33 protein-coding genes and 7 pseudogenes are annotated in these 19301 nt (G+C 48.1%); 14 read left to right on the forward strand and 26 right to left on the reverse strand.

Annotated features, from left to right (window positions below; all coding sequences use genetic code 11):
* Positions 1 to 34: 34 nt before the first annotated feature.
* Together C1Y42_RS09765 and C1Y42_RS09770 are read left to right on the forward strand one after the other, a co-directional pair.
* The gene (locus C1Y42_RS09765) at positions 35 to 373 is read left to right on the forward strand and encodes a SymE family type I addiction module toxin (RefSeq protein ID WP_058776373.1); all 339 of its coding nucleotides are present in this window, start codon (positions 35 to 37) and stop codon (positions 371 to 373) included.
* A gap of 57 nt (positions 374 to 430) precedes the next feature.
* Complete coding sequence (locus C1Y42_RS09770; protein ID WP_104093308.1) at positions 431 to 973, forward strand: RNA 2'-phosphotransferase; 543 nt, start codon at positions 431 to 433, stop codon at positions 971 to 973.
* A gap of 4 nt (positions 974 to 977) precedes the next feature.
* Here C1Y42_RS09770 and C1Y42_RS09775 read toward each other — a convergent pair whose 3' ends face one another.
* Genes C1Y42_RS09775 through C1Y42_RS09780 form a run of 3 tightly spaced genes read right to left on the reverse strand, consistent with a single transcriptional unit; the run spans position 978 to position 2563 of the window.
* Positions 978 to 1373, reverse strand: coding sequence for a hypothetical protein (locus tag C1Y42_RS09775; protein WP_104093309.1), 396 nt, complete (start codon positions 1371 to 1373; stop codon positions 978 to 980).
* 3 nt (positions 1374 to 1376) lie between these two features.
* Complete coding sequence (locus tag C1Y42_RS23415; RefSeq protein ID WP_146068793.1) at positions 1377 to 1622, reverse strand: hypothetical protein; 246 nt, start codon at positions 1620 to 1622, stop codon at positions 1377 to 1379.
* A gap of 59 nt (positions 1623 to 1681) precedes the next feature.
* Entirely contained in the window at positions 1682 to 2563 is an 882-nt protein-coding gene (locus tag C1Y42_RS09780; protein WP_104093310.1) for a VENN motif pre-toxin domain-containing protein, read from the reverse strand.
* A gap of 190 nt (positions 2564 to 2753) precedes the next feature.
* Here C1Y42_RS09780 and C1Y42_RS09785 point away from each other — a divergent pair, with 190 nt between their 5' ends.
* Entirely contained in the window at positions 2754 to 2993 is a 240-nt protein-coding gene (locus tag C1Y42_RS09785; RefSeq protein ID WP_058776377.1) for a SymE family type I addiction module toxin, read from the forward strand.
* 39 nt (positions 2994 to 3032) lie between these two features.
* On the opposite strand, the gene imm45 is transcribed toward C1Y42_RS09785, so the two are convergent.
* The gene (imm45, locus tag C1Y42_RS09790) at positions 3033 to 3344 is read right to left on the reverse strand and encodes an Imm45 family immunity protein (protein WP_072208605.1); all 312 of its coding nucleotides are present in this window, start codon (positions 3342 to 3344) and stop codon (positions 3033 to 3035) included.
* Between the two features lie 253 nt (positions 3345 to 3597).
* On the opposite strand from imm45, the gene C1Y42_RS09795 reads away from it, so the two are divergent.
* Together C1Y42_RS09795 and C1Y42_RS24040 are read left to right on the forward strand one after the other, a co-directional pair.
* Positions 3598 to 3897 (forward strand): helix-turn-helix transcriptional regulator, encoded by a 300-nt coding sequence (locus tag C1Y42_RS09795; RefSeq protein WP_058776378.1) that lies wholly within the window; start codon positions 3598 to 3600, stop codon positions 3895 to 3897.
* Positions 3898 to 4082: 185 nt separating this feature from the next.
* A pseudogene (locus C1Y42_RS24040) lies at positions 4083 to 4133 on the forward strand (hypothetical protein); the annotation flags it as partial.
* A gap of 257 nt (positions 4134 to 4390) precedes the next feature.
* Here the strand turns inward: C1Y42_RS24040 and C1Y42_RS09805 are convergent.
* The 3 genes from C1Y42_RS09805 to C1Y42_RS23845 all read right to left on the reverse strand — a co-directional run bounded on the left by C1Y42_RS09805 (position 4391) and on the right by C1Y42_RS23845 (position 5447).
* Positions 4391 to 4663, reverse strand: coding sequence for a hypothetical protein (locus C1Y42_RS09805; RefSeq protein ID WP_058776379.1), 273 nt, complete (start codon positions 4661 to 4663; stop codon positions 4391 to 4393).
* Between the two features lie 200 nt (positions 4664 to 4863).
* Entirely contained in the window at positions 4864 to 5304 is a 441-nt protein-coding gene (locus tag C1Y42_RS23840) for a VENN motif pre-toxin domain-containing protein (RefSeq protein WP_255418422.1), read from the reverse strand.
* Positions 5256 to 5447 carry a VENN motif pre-toxin domain-containing protein gene (locus C1Y42_RS23845; RefSeq protein ID WP_233210701.1) on the reverse strand — a complete coding sequence of 64 codons (192 nt, stop codon included), beginning with the start codon at positions 5445 to 5447 and terminating at the stop codon, positions 5256 to 5258. The genes C1Y42_RS23840 and C1Y42_RS23845 overlap by 49 nt, the downstream gene beginning before the upstream one ends.
* Between C1Y42_RS23845 and C1Y42_RS23850 the strand changes: the two genes are divergently transcribed.
* Together C1Y42_RS23850 and C1Y42_RS09820 are read left to right on the forward strand one after the other, a co-directional pair.
* Positions 5427 to 5639, forward strand: coding sequence for a hypothetical protein (locus tag C1Y42_RS23850; protein ID WP_170264732.1), 213 nt, complete (start codon positions 5427 to 5429; stop codon positions 5637 to 5639). The genes C1Y42_RS23845 and C1Y42_RS23850 overlap by 21 nt on opposite strands.
* 68 nt (positions 5640 to 5707) lie before the next feature.
* Positions 5708 to 5932 (forward strand): SymE family type I addiction module toxin, encoded by a 225-nt coding sequence (locus C1Y42_RS09820; protein ID WP_310736059.1) that lies wholly within the window; start codon positions 5708 to 5710, stop codon positions 5930 to 5932.
* 32 nt (positions 5933 to 5964) lie between these two features.
* Here C1Y42_RS09820 and C1Y42_RS09825 read toward each other — a convergent pair whose 3' ends face one another.
* The 5 genes and pseudogenes from C1Y42_RS09825 to C1Y42_RS09840 form a co-directional block, all read right to left on the reverse strand.
* Positions 5965 to 6243, reverse strand: a complete 279-nt coding sequence (locus tag C1Y42_RS09825) for a hypothetical protein (RefSeq protein ID WP_233210702.1) — start codon at positions 6241 to 6243, stop codon at positions 5965 to 5967.
* 14 nt (positions 6244 to 6257) lie between these two features.
* Positions 6258 to 7048: pseudogene (locus tag C1Y42_RS23855) on the reverse strand (hypothetical protein); the annotation flags it as partial.
* 84 nt (positions 7049 to 7132) lie between these two features.
* Positions 7133 to 7489, reverse strand: coding sequence for an immunity 8 family protein (locus tag C1Y42_RS09835; RefSeq protein ID WP_104093311.1), 357 nt, complete (start codon positions 7487 to 7489; stop codon positions 7133 to 7135).
* The gene (locus C1Y42_RS23420; RefSeq protein WP_146068794.1) at positions 7486 to 7779 is read right to left on the reverse strand and encodes a filamentous hemagglutinin; all 294 of its coding nucleotides are present in this window, start codon (positions 7777 to 7779) and stop codon (positions 7486 to 7488) included. The genes C1Y42_RS09835 and C1Y42_RS23420 overlap by 4 nt, the downstream gene beginning before the upstream one ends.
* Positions 7766 to 8434 carry a VENN motif pre-toxin domain-containing protein gene (locus C1Y42_RS09840; RefSeq protein ID WP_081317499.1) on the reverse strand — a complete coding sequence of 223 codons (669 nt, stop codon included), beginning with the start codon at positions 8432 to 8434 and terminating at the stop codon, positions 7766 to 7768. The genes C1Y42_RS23420 and C1Y42_RS09840 overlap by 14 nt, the downstream gene beginning before the upstream one ends.
* Before the next feature lie 405 nt (positions 8435 to 8839).
* Here C1Y42_RS09840 and C1Y42_RS09845 point away from each other — a divergent pair.
* Positions 8840 to 9049, forward strand: a pseudogene (locus C1Y42_RS09845) (SymE family type I addiction module toxin); the annotation flags it as partial.
* 2 nt (positions 9050 to 9051) lie between these two features.
* On the opposite strand, the gene C1Y42_RS09850 reads toward C1Y42_RS09845, so the two are convergent.
* Both C1Y42_RS09850 and C1Y42_RS09855 read right to left on the reverse strand, forming a co-directional pair.
* Entirely contained in the window at positions 9052 to 9309 is a 258-nt protein-coding gene (locus C1Y42_RS09850; protein WP_072208602.1) for a hypothetical protein, read from the reverse strand.
* Positions 9296 to 10366 (reverse strand): annotated as a pseudogene (locus C1Y42_RS09855) (VENN motif pre-toxin domain-containing protein); the annotation flags it as partial. The gene C1Y42_RS09850 and the pseudogene C1Y42_RS09855, both read right to left, overlap by 14 nt.
* Positions 10367 to 10630: 264 nt before the next feature.
* Here C1Y42_RS09855 and C1Y42_RS09860 point away from each other — a divergent pair.
* On the forward strand, positions 10631 to 10783 hold the full coding sequence (locus tag C1Y42_RS09860) for a SymE family type I addiction module toxin (protein WP_072208603.1): 153 nt from the start codon (positions 10631 to 10633) through the stop codon (positions 10781 to 10783).
* Positions 10784 to 10824: 41 nt separating this feature from the next.
* Here the strand turns inward: C1Y42_RS09860 and C1Y42_RS09865 are convergent, their stop codons facing one another.
* Together C1Y42_RS09865 and C1Y42_RS23860 are read right to left on the reverse strand one after the other, a co-directional pair.
* Positions 10825 to 11064: a hypothetical protein gene (locus C1Y42_RS09865; RefSeq protein WP_058776382.1), complete on the reverse strand. Its 240-nt coding sequence runs from the start codon at positions 11062 to 11064 to the stop codon at positions 10825 to 10827.
* A gap of 4 nt (positions 11065 to 11068) precedes the next feature.
* Positions 11069 to 11986: pseudogene (locus tag C1Y42_RS23860) on the reverse strand (VENN motif pre-toxin domain-containing protein); the annotation flags it as partial.
* Positions 11987 to 12354: 368 nt separating this feature from the next.
* On the opposite strand from C1Y42_RS23860, the gene C1Y42_RS09880 reads away from it, so the two are divergent.
* A complete protein-coding gene (locus C1Y42_RS09880; protein WP_058776385.1) occupies positions 12355 to 12588 on the forward strand; it encodes a SymE family type I addiction module toxin in 234 nt (77 codons plus the stop codon).
* 57 nt (positions 12589 to 12645) lie between these two features.
* On the opposite strand, the gene C1Y42_RS09885 is transcribed toward C1Y42_RS09880, so the two are convergent.
* The 3 genes and pseudogenes from C1Y42_RS09885 to C1Y42_RS09895 all read right to left on the reverse strand — a co-directional run bounded on the left by C1Y42_RS09885 (position 12646) and on the right by C1Y42_RS09895 (position 14163).
* The gene (locus tag C1Y42_RS09885) at positions 12646 to 13062 is read right to left on the reverse strand and encodes an Imm63 family immunity protein (protein ID WP_072208604.1); all 417 of its coding nucleotides are present in this window, start codon (positions 13060 to 13062) and stop codon (positions 12646 to 12648) included.
* 1 nt (position 13063) lies between these two features.
* Positions 13064 to 13330: pseudogene (locus C1Y42_RS24045) on the reverse strand (TNT domain-containing protein); the annotation flags it as partial.
* A 38-nt stretch (positions 13331 to 13368) separates the two neighbouring features.
* Positions 13369 to 14163 (reverse strand): VENN motif pre-toxin domain-containing protein, encoded by a 795-nt coding sequence (locus C1Y42_RS09895; RefSeq protein ID WP_104093313.1) that lies wholly within the window; start codon positions 14161 to 14163, stop codon positions 13369 to 13371.
* On the opposite strand from C1Y42_RS09895, the gene C1Y42_RS23735 reads away from it, so the two are divergent.
* Both C1Y42_RS23735 and C1Y42_RS09905 read left to right on the forward strand, forming a co-directional pair.
* Positions 14158 to 14370 carry a hypothetical protein gene (locus C1Y42_RS23735; RefSeq protein ID WP_058776387.1) on the forward strand — a complete coding sequence of 71 codons (213 nt, stop codon included), beginning with the start codon at positions 14158 to 14160 and terminating at the stop codon, positions 14368 to 14370. The genes C1Y42_RS09895 and C1Y42_RS23735 overlap by 6 nt on opposite strands.
* An 81-nt stretch (positions 14371 to 14451) precedes the next feature.
* The gene (locus C1Y42_RS09905; protein ID WP_058776388.1) at positions 14452 to 14670 is read left to right on the forward strand and encodes a SymE family type I addiction module toxin; all 219 of its coding nucleotides are present in this window, start codon (positions 14452 to 14454) and stop codon (positions 14668 to 14670) included.
* Between the two features lie 39 nt (positions 14671 to 14709).
* Here C1Y42_RS09905 and C1Y42_RS09910 read toward each other — a convergent pair whose 3' ends face one another.
* The 5 genes and pseudogenes from C1Y42_RS09910 to C1Y42_RS24050 form a co-directional block, all read right to left on the reverse strand.
* Complete coding sequence (locus C1Y42_RS09910) at positions 14710 to 14910, reverse strand: hypothetical protein (RefSeq protein WP_058777973.1); 201 nt, start codon at positions 14908 to 14910, stop codon at positions 14710 to 14712.
* 302 nt (positions 14911 to 15212) lie between these two features.
* On the reverse strand, positions 15213 to 15503 hold the full coding sequence (locus tag C1Y42_RS23865) for a hypothetical protein (RefSeq protein WP_233210703.1): 291 nt from the start codon (positions 15501 to 15503) through the stop codon (positions 15213 to 15215).
* Between the two features lie 276 nt (positions 15504 to 15779).
* Positions 15780 to 16031 (reverse strand): MafI family immunity protein, encoded by a 252-nt coding sequence (locus tag C1Y42_RS09920; RefSeq protein WP_104093314.1) that lies wholly within the window; start codon positions 16029 to 16031, stop codon positions 15780 to 15782.
* Positions 16032 to 16041: 10 nt separating this feature from the next.
* Entirely contained in the window at positions 16042 to 16260 is a 219-nt protein-coding gene (locus C1Y42_RS09925; RefSeq protein ID WP_338131965.1) for a hypothetical protein, read from the reverse strand.
* 506 nt (positions 16261 to 16766) lie between these two features.
* Positions 16767 to 17027: pseudogene (locus C1Y42_RS24050) on the reverse strand (VENN motif pre-toxin domain-containing protein); the annotation flags it as partial.
* Between the two features lie 182 nt (positions 17028 to 17209).
* Here C1Y42_RS24050 and C1Y42_RS09940 point away from each other — a divergent pair.
* A complete protein-coding gene (locus tag C1Y42_RS09940; protein ID WP_058775899.1) occupies positions 17210 to 17422 on the forward strand; it encodes a SymE family type I addiction module toxin in 213 nt (70 codons plus the stop codon).
* A gap of 303 nt (positions 17423 to 17725) precedes the next feature.
* Here the strand turns inward: C1Y42_RS09940 and C1Y42_RS09950 are convergent, their stop codons facing one another.
* A complete protein-coding gene (locus C1Y42_RS09950; protein WP_104093315.1) occupies positions 17726 to 18559 on the reverse strand; it encodes a VENN motif pre-toxin domain-containing protein in 834 nt (277 codons plus the stop codon).
* A gap of 137 nt (positions 18560 to 18696) precedes the next feature.
* Here C1Y42_RS09950 and C1Y42_RS09960 point away from each other — a divergent pair, with 137 nt between their 5' ends.
* Positions 18697 to 18915: a SymE family type I addiction module toxin gene (locus C1Y42_RS09960; RefSeq protein WP_058775900.1), complete on the forward strand. Its 219-nt coding sequence runs from the start codon at positions 18697 to 18699 to the stop codon at positions 18913 to 18915.
* 38 nt (positions 18916 to 18953) lie between these two features.
* Here the strand turns inward: C1Y42_RS09960 and C1Y42_RS09965 are convergent, their stop codons facing one another.
* Positions 18954 to 19256, reverse strand: coding sequence for a colicin immunity domain-containing protein (locus C1Y42_RS09965; protein WP_310736060.1), 303 nt, complete (start codon positions 19254 to 19256; stop codon positions 18954 to 18956).
* Between the last annotated feature and the right edge of the window lie 45 nt (positions 19257 to 19301).

Here is a 19301-nt window from a genome sequence, read left to right on the forward strand (position 1 = left end):
CCGCTGACCACAACTAACTGATTGGGAGTTAATTATGGCTGAACATGATACTAAGCCAGAAGTTGTTACAACTGAAGCGACGAAGCTAAAAAACCGTCGCTATACCGTGGGGTATATCCGCGACTGGAAGACCCGTAACAAGGCAACGGCTATCACCCTGAAGGGCGGCTGGCTGAACGATGCGGGATTTGAGACCGGGGCGGCGCTGAAGGTGCGGGTGATGCCCGGCTGTCTGGTACTCACCACCCAGGAGCCAGAGCCGGCACTGATGCAGGCCCTGAAGAAGGTCTGTAAGCTCTCCGCCCGTAAGCAGTGCCAGGTCACGGATTTGATTGAGGTCATCAGTAAGCCGCAAAGACAGGGCGGTTACTGACTGGCAAATAAGTAAAATCCCAGCCGAAAGGGCTGGGACTTCTTTGAGATTGTTAATATGAGTAAAAAATACACTGATATAAGTAAATTTTTAAGCTATATATTGCGTCACCAGCCAGAGGCAGTTGGCCTGTCCCTGGATAAAGATGGATGGGCAGTTATAACTGATTTGATCCTGTGTGCAAAACAGGAAGGTTATATACTTGATCCTGATATTATTCAGGCGGTCATTACCAGTAGTGATAAAAAACGATTTATTCTTTCAGACGATGGATTACATATTCGGGCGGCCCAAGGGCATTCAACGCAACAAGTCGATATAGCCTATCAAGAGAAGACACCCCCTGATATTTTATATCATGGAACAGCCACCCGGTTTATATCTGAAATTCGGGAGCAAGGTCTGCTACCTATGTCACGTCAGTATGTACACCTTTCCACCGATGAAGTTACGGCAATACAAGTAGGGCAACGTCATGGAAAACCGCTAGTGCTAAAAATAAAAGCCCTGACTATGTATGAGCAGGGCTTTAAATTTTTTCAGGCTGAGAATGGTGTTTGGTTAACCAGTTCTGTTCCTTATCAGTTTATCCAGGAATAGCCTGCTATTCTTCGTCTTCTGCCCGCTCAGCTTTATAACGGGCAGACTCAAGACGTGTCATTTTTAGCCATTCATCAAAATCATCTGTGTATCCTCTGCCCTCCCAGCCTGCGGAAGCAAAGGCATGAACATAGTATACCTTCGGATTTCCAGATACGTCCCCGCCATCAAAACACGCTATATCGTCGGAATAATTTACTTTAGCAAACGGCACCAGTTTCCTATCAGGATATTTTTCCTTTATTTCTCGCATCCAAAAGGAAGATGACTCCTGAAATTCGCAAATAAATGACCAGGGTTCTAGATCAGGAATGACATCCATATTCATTATTTCAGTGTAAGCAATAGGATACTTAAAACCTTCCGAAAGCTCACTCTGTGTATATAAATAAACACCCATCTGTTATTTTCCTCGTCCTGTAATTCTGGGAGGCTCATTTGAACCATAAGGATTACTATTACTAAATCCGCCGGATTGTTTATTTATTCTTCCTGTTATCGCCTCTCCCCAAGTCTGAGGCACAAAACCACGTTTCCTGTCTGAAAAGCGCTCGATTTCGGAAGGCGTTAATTTTTCATCATAACTTCTAACATTCGCTTCAACCTTTATACCTGCTTCTCTGGCAGCACTGATTCTTGTATTATCCATACTGGTCATTTTCCATCAGGCATTTTAATAACATCTACTGGCTCACCTTTCCAGCCATCTTATTTCATGCCTGAAACAAGATCCTCATAAGTGTATTTCACACCTGTACCTCGATCTGTTTTATTATTAGAAACGGTATTTTGAGAAAAACAGATTTCGTTAGCATCAAATGAGGAAGCGTTCCCTGCCGGTTTAATCGCCGCCGGCTCTTTAATGCCTTTCATCCCATACACCGCCCCACCAATCGCCGCCGTCGTATGCACCACCGCCATGCCGTCATACAGATTAGCAGCAGTTTCCTTACTCACACTCCAGTTTTCAGCGATACGGTTAACGTTAGCATCACGTTCGGCTTTGACATCAGCGGTAGCGTACTGCCACAGCAGGGCGTCAACCTGGCCTTTACCTTCCTTATAAACGCTGCCCATCGTGCCGACGTACTGGCCGTCGAGCTTTTCATCATAGCTGCGGCCCATCGCCGCCAGCTCCTGACGCATCCCCTGACACTGAGCCGATGAGAGATTCTTACAGGCCGCGTCCAGATTCGCATCAAACGCTTCACTCTTCGCGTTCAGGTCACTGATGAGTTTCTCTGTCTGCTGTTTCTTTTCACCGGTCAGATACGGCAGTGACCATTTCGCCTCCTGCCGTTTTTTATCGTCCTCAGCGTGCAGCGCATTATTCTCAACCGCATTCTTCCCTGCCTGAGCGCCGGCCAGCGCACTGGCGCTGCCGCCGCCGGTCACGCCGCCTGCCAGACCCGCAGCCAAGGTACTCAGTGCACTGATGATCTGCTTATCCGACTCCTGCAGGTCACTGACCTGTTTACCCGGATACAACGAATGCATGATCAACTGACCCATCAGCTCTCCGCTGACCGCACCCGTCGCGCCTGCTACTGCGCTGTTTCCTGCTGCTCGCGATCTTATCACACGAACCATTGCACTGGTGCCACGGCTGGAAAGGCAGATCGATGCGATCCGGCAACTGCCAATGACGAAGCAGTAATTTGTGGCTGAGTGCTGGACGATGTGATTGGTTAAACAGAGTAGATATCCGGCGCGGAGCGGAGCTTAGGTGCGCCAACACCCCAGCCCGCTAACCACTACCAACTATATGAGGTAGTTAATCATGGCAGAGCACGAGACTAAGCCAGAAGTTAGCATTTCCAAAGCGTTACGGCAGCTTAAGGTCGGATATACCAGTATCCGCCATGAGTGCCGCCGTACCGGCAGAACCATCCGTTACAGCCGCTGCCCCAGCCTTAACCTGAAGCTTGACTGGCTCGAAGAGGTGGGGTTTATGACCGGTGAGCCGGTGACGGTCGCCGTGGAGCACGGGCAGCTGATAATACGGGCGCTGGCTGAGTGACAGGCCCAAAAATCCCGCCTGTTAAGGCGGGATTTTTGTTTATTTAATTGGAGTTGCTACATATTCACCAAGGATATAAACATCTTCAATATTACATTCTGGATATATCCATTTAGTCCAATTGGTAATAACCCATTCTGTACTTAATGCTCTACCTTCGATTGATGCGCTTTCTATTGGTAAAGATATTAAAATCAATCCAGCTTTGTGACCAGAAGATACAACTAAGCCGTGAGTTTCAAATAAATCTATGACCATAAAATCAACCCATTCTTCATATGGCCAAACAGCAGGCAGCCTAAAGACCGTTCCCCTCTTGATTGATTTGTTTTTATAATCAATAAGTTTCATCATTTCACCTTCAAGTCATGGCCGCCTGACTTATCGATGCTATTAGGGATTGTTTGTACCTGCAACCCTGCCATTACCGTTTTTATTAACCACCTTTCATTGCCCAACCGGGGTTTACCAATAACCCGTGAACGCTGCACAACTTGCTTGTGCGGCGGGCGCGGGTTGGACGGAGCGCGAACCGGCAGGGGTCGCATCCAGAGGGTTAAGCAGGGAGGCCCCCGGCGGGGGCAGCACGGGGCGGAGATGGCGAATGACTCAGGCCCGGCTGGCCGAGTTACTGGAGGTTGACCGCCGGGTTTACAACCGCTGGGAACGGGGGGCATCGGTTCCCCAGCTTGACGCCGTGGTCAGGATTGCGCAGGTATTACAGACCAGCTTTGATTCGCTGGTTGGACTGGAACCCATAACGCCGCCGCAGATACATAACCCGCGTTTACAGGCGCTGGTGACGCAGATGGATTCGTTATCGGATGAAGATCAGCAGGCGCTGATCGTTCTGATGGACAGCCTGCTTAAGCATTTGAAGATGACGCAGTTACTGACGTCGTAGAAGGGATTTACTACAGAATAGACGATTTTTATCAGCGCAGGGCTGTCGGGCTGGCACCCAATAACTCTGCTCACCACAACAACTAGTTAGGAGTAGTTATTATAGCTAAACGCGATTGTAAGTCAGAACCCCGCGCAACTGAAGCGCCGCAACCGACCACCCGCTGCGGGTATTACAGCCGGACCGTGCATAACGCAATATTTTTACGCGGCGAGTGGATACCGCTGGCGGGATTTACCGACGGGATGCCGGTTAAAATCCGGGTGATGCCCGACTGCAGTCATCACCACCCAGAACAGTCGCGAGCTGTGGGGCTGCGCCAAGAGGCTGAGCGTGACGTATGTCAACAGGCCAAAGATGCTCCAGTGGCTGGAAGGGTTTCCGGGGGCGCTGAACGACACCGGCGATCTGCCGGTAATCAAGCGCGGGGACGGCATTGCGGGTAAGTCTGACGGCTGATAAATAGATCCCGGCGCAAGAGCGGGATCTAAATTCAGGTTTTGGGATCTGATGGCGGGGATTTACGGGCTTTACGGTCGTCCAGTTTAGCAAAGAGCCACGTCCTGGAACCAGCAGCAAGACCAACAATTCCACTAATTACCAGTAAGTCAGTGACGTCTTTTTTAATAAAGACAATTTTCCCTTCATACCCTATCTTTATCAAACATTTAGCAGTGAACATAAAGATAAAAAACGCAATAAAATAATAAATAACACTTATTAAAAACATCTTTAAAGACGGCTTCCGCATTTTATTTACTATCATTTTTTCTTCCCGACATCTTTCACTTCATTGCTAATAAACTCACCACCGACAGAGCCAAAAATATCATTGATTTCACCAGAGAACGGACCATATTTCCCAAATGTACCACCAAATAATGCTCCCGCACCTGCACCTGTAAGAGCGGCTACATCAGGTCCATCGGTAAATACAGCACCTCCTATAGCTATTTCGGTATTAGCTCATATACCACGTCCCGGAGCTAACATTCCTGTCGTAAATGATGTAGCACTTCCTAAATAATCCCATGATTTATTCTCATTACCGGGCTTATTCAAATCGTTGTTTTGATAGCCGCCGTTCGCACTCCACGCTAACACCCCACCACCAATAACTTTACCGACTGATGCCGCAGGTCCCAGATACCACGCGCCCGCTACCAGCACACCATCCTGGTAACCTTCAACAATAGCTTTAGTAATATTGGCACCTTCCGGTAAATCCCCCTTCGCCATCTTCTCCAGCCCCGCCTGGTTTTGCTCCGGCGTCAGATTATTGTCCACCGCATACTGATTCCAGGACGCCATCGCCTGGCCATAATCCATCATGCCTTTCGGCAGATTTTCCCAGCCGCTCAGCGAGTTATTCTCAACCGCATTCTTCCCTGCCTGAGCGCCGGCCAGCCCACTGGCGCTGCCGCGCCGGTCACGCCGCCTGCCAGACCTGCAGCCAGGGTACTCAGTGCACTGATGATCTGCTTATCCGACTCCTGCAGGTCGCTGACCTGTTTACCCGGATACATCGAATGAATGATCAACTGACCCATCAGCTCTCCGCTGACCGCACCGGTCGCGCCTGCTGCCGCGCTGTTTCTGCCGCCCGCGATCTTATCATACAAACCATTGCACTGGTGCCTCGGCTGGAAAGGCAGATCGATGCAATCCGACAGATACCAATGACGAAGCAGAAGTTTATTTCTGAGATGCTGGATAACGTGATGGGTAAACGGATTAGCTAACAGGCGCGGAACTGAGGTGCTCGAATATCCCAGCCCGCTGACCGCAAGCAATTAACGAGGAGCTGCTTATGGCTGGTACCCATCATAAGTCAGAAACCGACACGCCCTCAACTAAATCAAGACGTTATACCGTGGGATATATCCACTATCACCTGAAGCCCCGGCCTTCACCGTCGATCACCCTGCACGGCCACTGGATGGCCGAGCTGGGATTTTGCGACCGGGCAGAAGGTCGAGGTGATCACCACGCCGGGGCAGATGATTATCCGGCTGGCGGCGGACTGATAATGTAAAAATCCCGGCTCGCTGGCCGGGATTGTATTAATTAGTAGTCAGAGTGATATGTGACTTTGTATGTGTTTCCTAATTCTCTTTTAAGATGCTCGGCTAATATATACCCATCATCAATAAATAACTTTTCTTCTTTTTCACTTTTAAAACTGGATGATGCAGGATCATCTACATTGAGAATATCATCATATCGTTTAGCCCATTCATTCAGGCTATTTTTCAGCTCCAGTGATATTGGTAATTCCTCGGGTGATATATCACTAAAATCGCCCGAACCACCTCCCCATAATGGATGACAATGATAGTCAGCCATTAATTTTATCTCTTTCATTTTACCGAGCCTCGCAAGTTAGCTCCTACGACGTAGGGGTTGTTCCCTTAGTGATAGCAATATTGTACTTCTTACCATTTATCATGGTTTCAAAGATGGGCCTGCCAATCCCAGGACCTTGATAACCAACAACTTTACCATCAGTGACAGCTTTCATTATTACATCAGGAATACATGCTTATGATACACCTATTTGAGCAAATTGGCTCCAATTCTGTTCCACAATATGTTGTAATCCTTTTTTTGAATTTCCTTTTCAAGAAAAATAATTTTCCCGCCATTGTCCTTTCCCGCACTAACAACATTTCCAGGTGTAAATTTAATTCCTTGTGTGGTCATCTCATTAAACAAAGATTTAGTTGTCAAACTATTCTTCGCAATTATGACGAGGTCTTTACCCAACATTCCCAAAGAAGTTACAGCAGCCTGATTTTCAGGATCGGATATAAACGCCGCAAAACTCGTCCAGCCAGGACTGTTTACATCTATATTTCTTAGATCCTGTCCATTCCATTGCTAAACATAGGCTTTGACTTCATCGCTTGTCATTACCTCAACACCATGAAGCTTTCCTACCCAGCCAGGACGCGCCGCCATATCAACGCCGCCCTGCGCCAGTTCTTTATCAACAACGACAGCTTCCAGCGGATTATCTTTCAGTTTCTGATCGGTGTCTGCGCTTTGCTTATCGCTGACCTGCTTCCATTTATCGATCACTGGCTGGCAGTCGCTGCCGGATTTCCGGCAGTCTGACAGACTCTTTATCAAAGCTGAGCGCCTGACTGGCATTCACCGCATAGTTGATCATCCGGCTGGCGGTGGAGTAAGCGGCAGGTAAAAATATCCCGGCTCGGTGGCCGGGATATTTTGGTTAATCATTCAAGGGCTGGTAATCTTCATATTCCCAGGAAAAGACGCGGGAGAGCTTTTGCGCTATATCCATCCAGTCTTCACCTTCACACTGATCGATGTAGTCTGTGATCGTCTTTTTGATTTCATCCAGATCGTATTTACGCACCAGAAGCGTGTGGCGCATTAACTCCGGCAGCCAATGATGTTTGCAGAGCCATTCGGGGGTGCAGACTTTTACATAAAAATAATTGCTACCAGTTTCATCGATAGGTCCAATTGTTAACGTTAATGACATAATGAAATTATCTGCTTCTTCTGGAAGATAAAGTTTCAGATCAAATAAATCATTTCCTAGCGTTTTCAATTCAGCTTTCATTTTTTAATACTCATATGCCCATTACCAATACGTATCCTTTCACCAGTTGATAGGTTTATTTGGTAGGTTTCGAAGTTGGCTTGCACTCCTGTTGGATTCAAATGCTCTGGAGCATTTGGCTTCGAATCAGGATAACGGTGTATCCTTAAACCATCAGCACTAACCAGACCTTTTCCGTCCGTTGTTGGTATAGCCCCATCTCCTACCCAGATTTTACCTAATCGATCTGCTTCGTCTCTGCTTCCAGAACCAACACCATAATTCAGTTTTCCATTATCACCCCCTGACAACGGCGTCCAACCTCGGATCCTGCTTAGCGATATTGTTCAGGTTCTGCTGCATCAGATCGTCTTTCAGCTTCGGATAGGCTGCTGCGTTATAAGCAGAGACCTCATCACTGGCCTTATTAATCAGCCGTGAAGCTTCAACCACATCCCCTTTCTTCAGCGCCGTTTCCGCAGCCTTAATCGCCTTACCTGCCACATCCCCTGCACCCGGTATTATCCCGATAACTGCTGCCAGATAATCCAGCGCCGTCTGCGCTTCCGCAAAACTCTTAATGTCACCGACAACCGGCACAAAATCCAGTCCGGCCAGACCCGCACCTCTCAGCAATTCATCACGATGCGCATCCATTTTAGCACCGCAGGCTTCGGCACTCATTCCGGCACAGTTTTGAGCCTTGAATTCCTCAGTAACCTTCACCAACGAATCCTGCGCTTTCTGATATTTCTCCTGCTGCGATATTCCTGAGGCTTTGTTTTCAGCAATATCACTCAGCGCATTATTCTCCACCGCATTCTTCCCGGCCTGAGCGCCGGCCAGCGCACTGGCGCTACTGCCGCCGGTCACGCCGCCTGCCAGACTTGCAGCCAGGGTAATCAGTGCACTGATGATCTGCTTATCCGACTCCTGCAGGTCGCTGACCTCTTTACCCGGATACATCGAATGCATGATCAATTTACCCATCAGCTCTCCGCTGACCACACCCGTCGCGCCTGTTACCGCGCTGTTTCCTGCCGCCCGCGGTCTTATCATACTAACCACTGCACGGTGCCACGGCTGGAAAGGCAGATCAATGCGATCCGGCAACTGCCAATGGCGAAGCAGTAGTTTGTGACTGAGATTCTGGACGATGTGATTGGTTAAACAGAGTAGATATCAGGAGCTGAGCTGTGGTGCGCCAACACCCCAACCCGCTAACCACAACCAACTATACGAGGTGGTTAATCATGGCAGAGCACGATACTAATTCAGAAGTGAGCATTTCCAAATGCGTTACGGCAGGCTGGATGCAATTCTAAAGCAGAACCCCGCGCAACTGAAGTAAACGAACCCCAACGGCATTACACCGTCTGCGACGCCCCCAATGGCATGAAGGGCAACCCGCTGTCGCAACTCATGCTGAAGGGCTGCTGGGTCGAAGATCTGGCCTTTAACACCGAACAGTCCGTTCTCGTCACCGTCGAGCGCGAGCGGCTGGTGATTGAGATTTTACTGCGGTTCGGACTGGCAGGCAAAAAATCCCGGCCTTTTTTAGGGCCAGGATTTTTGTTATAGAATTATTTGGCTGGCTTTTTTCGGTCCTTACGTTCTTCTAGCGTGACCTTTATCCATATTCCAACACCTAAAATAAGGCCTCCAACATATCCTGATTCACAAAAGGATGAAAAAACGTCCTGCCAACTGAATGAAAAAAAATCTTTTTTGAAATATACAATTAATGATGCAAGAAGTACTACTGCCGTATCAGCAACTAAAAACAAAGCCAAGCAGCATAATATCAACTTAGATAATGTAATAAGGTTATTTTTTAGCATTCGCATCATCCTTTTTATCGAGAAGATCTTTTACAGCATTTCCTGTTTTCTCACTGATGTAACCCCCGATAACTGTACCTGTTAAATCAGATATAGCATCTTTTCCTAGTTTTGAGGCGGCTCCTTTTATTACTTCACCTCCGAGACCACCAATAACAGTACCCGCTCCAGCACCTGCAACAGCGTTTGTTGGTTCTTCCCCCTTAATGCTACTGCCAATTGCTGTGCCGCCCATATTGATAGGTGTTGAAGCTATAATACCTTTACCCGTCGTTGCTGCCGCTGTTACCCCTGCCATAATCACATCCACATAACTGAACGGATCTTTTCCGGCAAGCTGAACGCCAGCATTAACTCCCACACCGATTGCTGTATTAGCAGCCATACCTTTCACCGTAAGCCCCAGCACACTGCTTCCAAACATAAACGGCGCATCGCCTATGCTGGCATTCGACTTGTGATAGCCCCAGGTATTCATAATACTCTGAGCTTTAGACATGGCTTCAGAATCAGGTGTACGTTTAACGTAATCCTGCCCGGACAGCAGACCTTTAACCAGTTCCTGTGAGACAGCGGGGCCGTATTCCTTCTCCATCTCAGATGCATAAACCCGCAGATAACCAGCCAGTTCAGCACGTTCAGTACCACTCATCTGAGAAGGGTCTTTGGTAAATTTAGAAACCAGCGCATCACTGCGTTTGTCAGCATTTTCCAGCTTAATAAGCTCATTAGCAGTAGCTAATGTTTTATCGCCGTTATTAATTTTCTCAATGGCTTTGTTGAGTTTGTCTGAAGATGTTGAACCGAGGAAATTATTCTCAACCGCATTCTTCCCTGCCTGAGCGCCGGCCAGCGCACTGGCGCTACTGCCGCCGGTCACGCCGCCTGCCAGACCCGCAGCCAGGGTACTCAGTGCACTGATGATCTGCTTATCCGACTCCTGCAGGTCACTGACCTGTTTACCCGGATATATCGAATGCATGATCAACTGACCCATCAGCTCTCCGCTGACCGCATCGGTCGCGCCTGCTGCCGCGCTGTTTCCTGCTGCCCGCGATCTTATCACACGAACCACTGAACGGGTGCCTCGGCTGGAAAGGCAGATCGATGAGATCCGACAGATGCCAATGACGAAGCAGAAGTTTATTTCCGAGATGCTGGATAACGTGATGGGTAAACGGAGCAGCTAACAGGCGCGGAACTGAGGTGCTCTAATACCCCAGCCCGCTGACCGCAAGCAATTAACGAGGAGTTGATTATGGCTGGCACGCATCACTAGCCAGAGGCCGACACGCCCACAACTAAATCAAGACGTTATACCGTGGGATTTATCCGCGATCACCTGAAGCACTGGCCTTCACCATCGATCACCCTGCGCGGCCACTGGATGGCCGAGCTGGGATTTGATATCGGGCAGAAGGTCGAGGTGATAACCACGCCGGAACAGATGATCATCCGCCCGGCGGTTGACTAATAATGTAAAAATCCCGGCTCGGTGGCCGGGATTTTATCTGATTAAGATATTTTCAGTTCTTCCGTTGCTTCCGCCAGGATTTGCAAAAAACTGCTTAGACTAAATTTCATTGCATTCTGTTCAGCAAGTATCCTGGCATCTGAGAAAAACTCTATTTCTATATTGTCAGGGCCTTTATCTTTGTTTAGTTGGCAAAGAATCTGATCTTTGTAAGAGATCTCCGCTGTAATTTCTTCATATTTAGAATCACTGAATAAAGTTAATTCAAAATCATTGTTCATATATTTATCTCGGCTTTTTAGGATCTAAGAAACCAGAAAATGAGCCATCTGAGTTATAACGCACACCTCTGCCATCAGGCAACCTATATTCCACGCCACCTCTGGAAAGTTCTGTTTTTATAGTACTTTTATTATTCAGCACTTCATTTACAAACTGATTCGCTGCTTCACTTTTCTGTGTTGGATTGCCTTTTAAAGGTTCAAAAACACCACCAGGTCTACCTGCGTATTTTTCCCATGCTCTGGCCGCAGCGGATAAACCTTGTTCGTTAATTGGCTCGTTCGCAGACGAAATAAGATCATCTTTCTTGAAACGGTCAAAATTATTATTTGAACCGTTTTCCTTATCTCGCGCATTTTCCTCATCCTGAGGCTCCCAACCGCCAGGCGTTCCGGACCCCGTTCCACCCAATTCGGCTTTATCAGCATCCGAAAAATCTTTGCCAATATTTGGTTGGTTCTGTTCTTCGCCATTTTCCGAAGAACAAGCTCGTCCGAAGGAGCACTGCGTTGCCTTGTCCAGCGCATCACCCAGATCTTTAATTGTACCTTCAAGACCTGAAGCTATTTTCTTATCTGCATCCTGTTTAACCTGGTCGCCGGGACCAACAGGCACACCCGGAACAGGAACTGGAGGCGCAGGGATAGTCAGCGCATTATTCTCCACCGCATTCTTCCCTGCCTGAGCGCCGGCCAGCGCACTGGCGCTGCTGCCGCCGGTCACGCCGCCTGCCAGACCTGCAGCCAGGGTACTCAGTGCACTGATGATCTGTTTATCCGACTCCTGCAGGTCACTGACCTGTTTACCCGGATACATCGAATGCACGATCAACTGACCCATCAGCTCTCCGCTGACCGCACCGGTCGCGCCTGCTGCCGCGCTGTTGCCTGCCGCCCGCGATCTTATCATTCTAACAACTGCACGGTGCCGCGGCTGGAAAGGCAGATCGATGCGATCAGGCAACTGCTAATGACGAGGCAGAAGTTTGTGGCTGAGATGCTGGACGATGTGATTGGTTAAACAGAGTAGATATCCGGCGCGGAGCTGAGGTGCGCCAACATCCCAACCCGCTAACCTGCTAACCCGCTAACCCGCTAACCCGCTAACCCGCTAACCACAACCAATTATACGAGAGGGTTAATCATGGCAGAGCACGATACTAATTCAGAAGTGAGCATTTCCAGAGCGTTACGGCAGCGATTGGTAAAACGGAGTAATTAACAGACGCGGCACTGAGGTGTTGGAGCACCCCAGCCCGCTGACCATGAGCAACTAAGAAGTAGTTGATCATGGCTGACACGCATCATGAGTCAGAGACCCGCACACCCACAACCGCTGCCTGCGGACTACAGGCGCATTATTACAGGGTCAGCTACCGGCCTAACCGGAGCCAGCCGAACCCGCTGCCGCAGCTCACCATTAAAGGCCGCTGGCTGGAGCAGCTGGGCTTCACGACCGGGCAGAAGATCGAGGTGATCACCGGGCCGGGGCAACTGCTCATCCGGCTGGCGAATGAAGGGTAATTAACTGTTCTGTAGATTAAAATCCCGGCACTAAGGCCGGGATTTATTGAGTTAAGATTATAAGTAGAGGCTATCATCGTAAGGACTGGCAGCAAGAATTTCTTCAAAATGTTTTCGAGATTTTATTCCCCAGTCGATGTTGATTTTGTTCATAAGCTCAATAATCTTTGGAAAATAAATACGCCGACTATCTTTACCGGGAATCCGATTATTTAATTCGTACTCGACTGCTACATCATATATAAAATCATACACAATCCAATAAAGTAACTCATCTGTTGAATCTGTAACCTTTCTAGAAAACTCATATCCTCTCTCGGTACAGATATAATTATACTTTCCATTTTCAAATGAAATATAAGGCGTTCCATCATCAATAGGTGCTGAGCAAAGGTTAACAGAGTGAACTGGAAAACCTAATATCAAAACCAGCGTATCTATTTTTTTTTGAAGATCATTAATACTCAACAGCATTTCAATTAACCCTCTCAATATATTTGTTGTCTAACAACCATTGTACATTTACTCGTTCCTGCATATTAGGCGGAATCTGAATACCTCCGCCATGTTCACCAAAAGCAGGGGCTATTTTCCCTTGAATAACAGGCAACGGTTTTATGACAACGTATTCATGGTACTTATCCGCTAAGGAGCCAGGGGCTAAAGCGCGCTGTTCCTGGGGCGTACCTTGTGGTGCCAGGAAAGAACCATTTGTCTTGCCATACCTATCTAAATGAGTGCCTACAGGAAGCGTTGTTTTAACTGGTTCTTCGGCAAAACCTAATTTTGCAGGCCAGTTCCAGTCTCCGCTTTCATTACGGTATTTATCGTACTGTGACCACCCTGAAGCTTCCTCATCAGCAGCAACTCTATTTGGCTCTGCCGTTCTTCCGGCTGAAGGTTGAGATAGTTTTTTTGCTGAACTCTTTTTGTCGGATCCTTAATTACACTCTTCAGCCCGTAAGCACCCGCCAGAGCGGCAGCCAGTTCCTGAGTCTGCATTGCTATATCATAACGGCCTGCTGCTGTTTCCCAGCTCATACCGGACGCCTGTGCTATTGCTGTTATGGCTTGGTCGCGGCTGATACTGCCTGCATCCAGTCCCTGCAAAACACTTTCCAGGTTTTTCACATCCTGTGGATATAAATCCCTGTACAACAATGAGTAGGTCGCATTTTCACCATATTTATTAAATGCTTCCTGAGCCGGGCCAATCAGCGCACCACAGGCTGAACCACCTTTATTACCATCCGTACAGACCGCTTTTATCGCTTCATCACGCGCTTTATCTGTCTGATTAATCGTCGCCAGCTCTTTCGCTTCAGCCGGTGTCAGTTCCTGTTTTAGATAGTCGCGCTTCGTCTCCAGCTGTTTCTTTCTGTCGGCTTCCTGCACCCTCAGCCAGTTATTCTCAACCGCATTCTTCCCTGCCTGAGCGCCGGCCAGCGCACTGGTGCTACTGCCGCCGGTCACGCCGCCTGCCAGACCTGCAGCCAGGGTACTCAGTGCACTGATGATCTGCTTATCCGACTCCTGCTGGTCGCTAACCTGTTTACCCGAATACATCGAATGCATGATCAGCTGCCCATCAGCTCTCCGCTGACCGCACAGGTCGCGCCTGCTGCCGCACTGGTTCCTGCCGCCCGCGAGCTTATCACACTAACCAATGAACGGGTGTCTCGGCCGGAAAGGCAGATCGATGCGATCCGACAGACGCTAATGGCGAAGCAGAAGTTTATTTCTGAGATGCTGGATAACGTGATGGGTAAACGGAGCCGCTAACAGGCGCGGAACCGTGGTGCTCGAACCCCCAGCCCGCTGACCGCTGACCGCTGACCGCAAGCAATTAACGAGGAGCTGGTTATGGCTGGCACGCATCATAAGTCAGAGGCCAACACGTCCAGGACTAAATCAAGACGTTATACCGTGGGATATATCCGCGATCACCTGAAGCAGCGGCCTTCACCGTCGATCACCCTGCGCGGCCACTGGATGGCTGAGCTGGGATTTACGACCGGGCAGAAGATCGAGGTGATCACTGAACCGGGACTGATGATTATCCGGCTGGCAGCAGCTGAGTGATAATGTAAAAATCCCGGCCTAATGGCCGGGATTTGGTCATTAAGAGACCATTTGATCTAATATGTTTCCAATCTTACTTAACAAGGCTACAACCTCATTTCTATCAGAGCCTATTCTTGTTTCAAACTCAGCAATATCAATACCATTACAGATTTCATTCAACGCTGAATTTAATATCAGCAACTCTTCTTCTGTTATATTAATTTCTGCAGTTTTCATTGTGACAGATAATAGTTCCATATTTACCTCAAGCTATCAAAGTAGGCTCTCCCGTTCACTGGTCTGAATGCAGTACCACCATCGCCAGGTTTGGGGTTTCGTATAACAACGGTGTTTGTCGATTGATCCCAATAAGCTGACCCTCCGCCACTTAGCTCTTTGACAGAAGTTGGATTTTACAACGTTCTCAATGAGTTGAGAAAACTGTTCTTTTGTCTTTATTCCCAGATTAGCGAATTCAATTTACTGAATAACATGTTTTTCGAAAGCATGTCCATCGGCAATTTCTTTTCCCGTTAACTCGGCATTAAGATTTTTACTATTTACAGCACTATGAGCCTCATTATTCCGTGCATTTTCCTCATCCTGTGGCTCCCAATCGCCAGGCGTTCCGGACCCCGTTCCACCCAATTCGGCTTATCAGCATCCGACAAATCTTTGCCAATATTTGCTTGATTCTGCTCTTGGCCATTTTCCGAAGAACAAGCTCGTCCGAAGGAGCATTGCGTTGCCTTGTCCAGCGCATCACCCAGATCTTTAATTGTACCTTCAAGACCTGAAGCTTTTTTCTTATCTACATCCTGTTTAACCTGGTCGCCGGGATCAGCAGGCACACCCGGAACAGGAACTGGAGGCGCAGGGATAGTCAGCGCATTATTCTCAACAACAACACTCTCTGGCGTGGAGTATGGTGACGAAGGCGATTTTTCCCTTTACTTTCTGTTAGTTAGAATCGTTTTTACCGGCGTACTTCCGGCGCGACAACTTGTAGCTCCGACGCGCCTTTTTCTTCTTCACATGCTACCGCTGGCCAAGAGCACCTGGCGCATTGTAAGGATTTTTAAAAATGCTCCAGACGTTGGGTTGGGAGCATTTGTACGTTTTAGCGGTTATTTTTCTGGATTTATATATGTATACCTACTATCAATTTCCAGACCAAGATCATTAACTATTTTAAGCACTTGCGTGTACTCACCTTTATTGATCACAACATCATGATCAGCAATATGATCACATAGCGTTTCGAATGCTATTACATTCTCTGAAAACCCAAGATACCCAAGGGCAAAGTCAACTAACGAAGGTTCCAGACGATCTTTTAATCCTTCACCAAATTCTCTAATTTCGTCATTAATATCCATTTCACCCACACTATTTTCTAATAGGCTTTAAAGTTGGAGGAGTCAGATTATTATCCGGGAACGCTGTTACAATTTTCCCACTAGCGGGCTCGTATACCACACGAACTCTGACACCATCTCGTTCTTCCCAGGCAACCCACCTTGCCGGCCTTCCTGCGTTTGTATATGCCCCACCAGTTCCGGTCTGAGCAAACCATTGAGTATCGGGGGAGGTAGCAATGCCTCCCACAGTATGGACAACCTTATCTGCTGACCAACTTTGAGGAAAGACTGTTTTTCCTGGATTTCCAGGATATAGATGTCCCCCTTGCGTAGGGCTATCCCCATATAAAATATGTTGTTTGGCTTCTGGTGAAAGGATATCAACGTATTTCTGGTTTGAAGGTGATAGTCCAAGATCTGAACTTTAGCAATAGACAAAAAGGTTTTAGCAACTACGTACTGCGCCAGCTTGGCTTCACTCGTAGGTACACCACTTGCCAAGATTTCTGCTGCCCGTTGTGGCGTCATTTCTCCGTCAGCCGCCAATGCACTGACCGGGACCCCAAAGAACTCTGCCCATGCTGTCAGCAATCCTTTAACGGCATCCTGCCCTTCAGGTATTTGACCCTGCGAGTTTTTAACCAGCGCCGCCGTAAGTTCATCCAGCGAAGCGCCATTATGGATCATGCTGGCCGCAAGGGACTGTTGAGATAAGCCAATATCATTCAGTTCCTTAGGCAGACTCAGCGAGTTATTATCAAACGCATTCTTCCCTGCCTGAGCGCCGGCCAGCGCACTGGCGCTACTGCCGCCGGTCACGCTGCCTGCCAGACCTGTAGCCAGGGTACTTAGTGCACTGATGATATGCTTATCCGACTCCTGCAGGTCGCTGACCTGTTTACCCGGATACATCGAATGAATGATCAACTGACCCATCAGCTCTCCGCTGACCGCACCGGTCGCGTCTGCTGCCGCACTGGTTCCTGCCGCCCGCGATCGTATCACACGAACCATTGAACGGATGTCTCGGCCGGAAAGGCAGATCGATGCGATCCGACAGACGCCAATGACTAAGCAGAAGTTTATTTCTGAGTTGCTGGATAACGTGATGGGTAAACGGAACAGCTAACAGGCGCGGAACCGTGGTGCTCGAAACCCCAGCCCGCTGACCGCAAGCAATTAACAAGGAGCTGGTTATGGCTGGCACGCATCATAAGCCAGAGACCGACACGCCCACAGCTCAATCAAGACGTTACACCGTGGGATATGTCCGGGATCAGAGGAAGTTCACGCTTTCACCGTCTATTATCCTGAAGGGCCACTGGATGGCGGCACTGGGATTTGAGACCGGGCAGAAGATCGAGGTGCTCACTGAGCCGGGACAGTTGATTATCCGCCTGGCTGCTTAAGGATAACTGACTGATAAAAATGGAATCCCGGCTCACTGGCCGGGATTTCTTGTTAAGATCAATTAGGATCTGATGGGGGAGATTTTCGCGTATTGAACTTGTCTGTCAGATTAAAAACTATTGTAGCTAATGTAATCGCTGTTCCTGCAATAGTTCCAAAAACAATAGCTCTCTTTAGCTGTCCATCGGGAATTAGAAAAAATCCATTTTTGATATATATAATCATCGATGATCCAGCCCCCAAAATAAAACAAATCAGTATACAAAAAACACAAGAGTAAATTAGTAATTTGATATATGCGATCATTTTTTCTCCTCCTTTTCTTTTTCAGAAGATTTTTGTGGAGTTAATGTATTTAAGAGATTTTGTGTATATCCACCTAAAAATTCTGTCCCGAGCGAGCCTATAGCATCAAATATGAAGCCAGGTGCATCCTTTCCTGTTAACGAATTAACAACCCCTGGTGCATATTCACCAAATCCCCATCCCAATCCAGCGCTACCTGCGGCGATACCAATCGCCCCAATATCAGCTCCATTGCTCAATGCCGCACCAGTCGTAGCTATTCCTACGTTCTGCAATAGTCCACGTCCCGGAGCCAGTGCGCCGGTTACAGCCGCAGAAGCACTGCCCCAGTAGTCCCAGGTTGTTTGCTGATTTTCAGGCAGGCTTTGATTCTTCTCACTGTTGATATCAAACCACTGATACGTACCATTAGCCATTGCCGCGATGACTGCACCACCGACTACTTTACCTACCGATGCAGCCGGACCTAAATAAGCTGCTCCTGCTATCAACACGCCGTCCTTATATCCATTCACGATAACCTTGGTTATATTCGCGCCGTCAGGCAAATCACCCTGCGTCAGTTTATCCAATCCTGCCTGTTTCTGCTCTGGTGTAAGGTTATGTTCCTCTGAATACTGATTCCATGACTGCGCAGCGGAGCCTGAACTGGTCATACCCGTACCCAAACTTAGCGCATTATTCTCAACCGCATTCTTCCCTGCCTGAGCGCCGGCCAGCGTACTGGCGCTACTGCCGCTACTGCCGCCGGTCACGCCGCCCGCGATCTTATCACACGAACCATTGCACTGGTGCCACGGCTGGAAAGGCAGATCGATGCGATCCGACAGACGCTAATGGCGAAGCAGAAGTTTATTTCTGAGATGCTCGATAACGTGATGGGTAAACGGATTAGCTAACAGGCGCGGAACTGAGGTGCTCGAATATCCCAGCCCGCTGACCGCAAGCAATTAACGAGGAGCTGCTTATGGCTGGCACCCAGCTTAAGTCAGAAACCGACACGCCCTCAACTAAATCAAGACGTTATACCGTGGGATATATTCGTGATCACCTGAAGCACCGGCCTTCACCGTCGATCACCCTGCGCGGGCACTGGATGGCAGAGCTGGGATTTGCGACCAGGCAGAAGATCGAGGGGATCACTGAACCGGGACAGATGATTATCCGGCTGGCAGCAGCTGAGTGATAATGTAAAAATCCCGGCTCAATGGCCAGGATTTCCTTTTAGTTATCTGTATAAGCGGCTATTAGCTTATTTATTTCACACCAAAGTTGACCTTCATTAAATTCACATTCTTGACGATCATTATCTGGGTTATACATATCAGCAATACAAAATACGCTGGAGAGTAACTCACTTAAATTATCATCATCCTGTGCAAGTAATTCATTATCACGTTCTGTTTTCCACTTAATCATATAAGTGTCCACAAAGCAGCCAGCGGTTATGTCCTTGGATATAAAACTGTCAATGTAGCTCTTAAGTGATTGACTCATCTTAAATCTCGTTATCCATAACGTTATCATACTTTTTCGTTTGAGGATCAAGCTTCCATCCACTGACAAAATTAC

The organism is Pantoea sp. ICBG 985, from assembly GCF_002928365.1.
GTDB lineage: Bacteria > Pseudomonadota > Gammaproteobacteria > Enterobacterales > Enterobacteriaceae > Pantoea > Pantoea dispersa.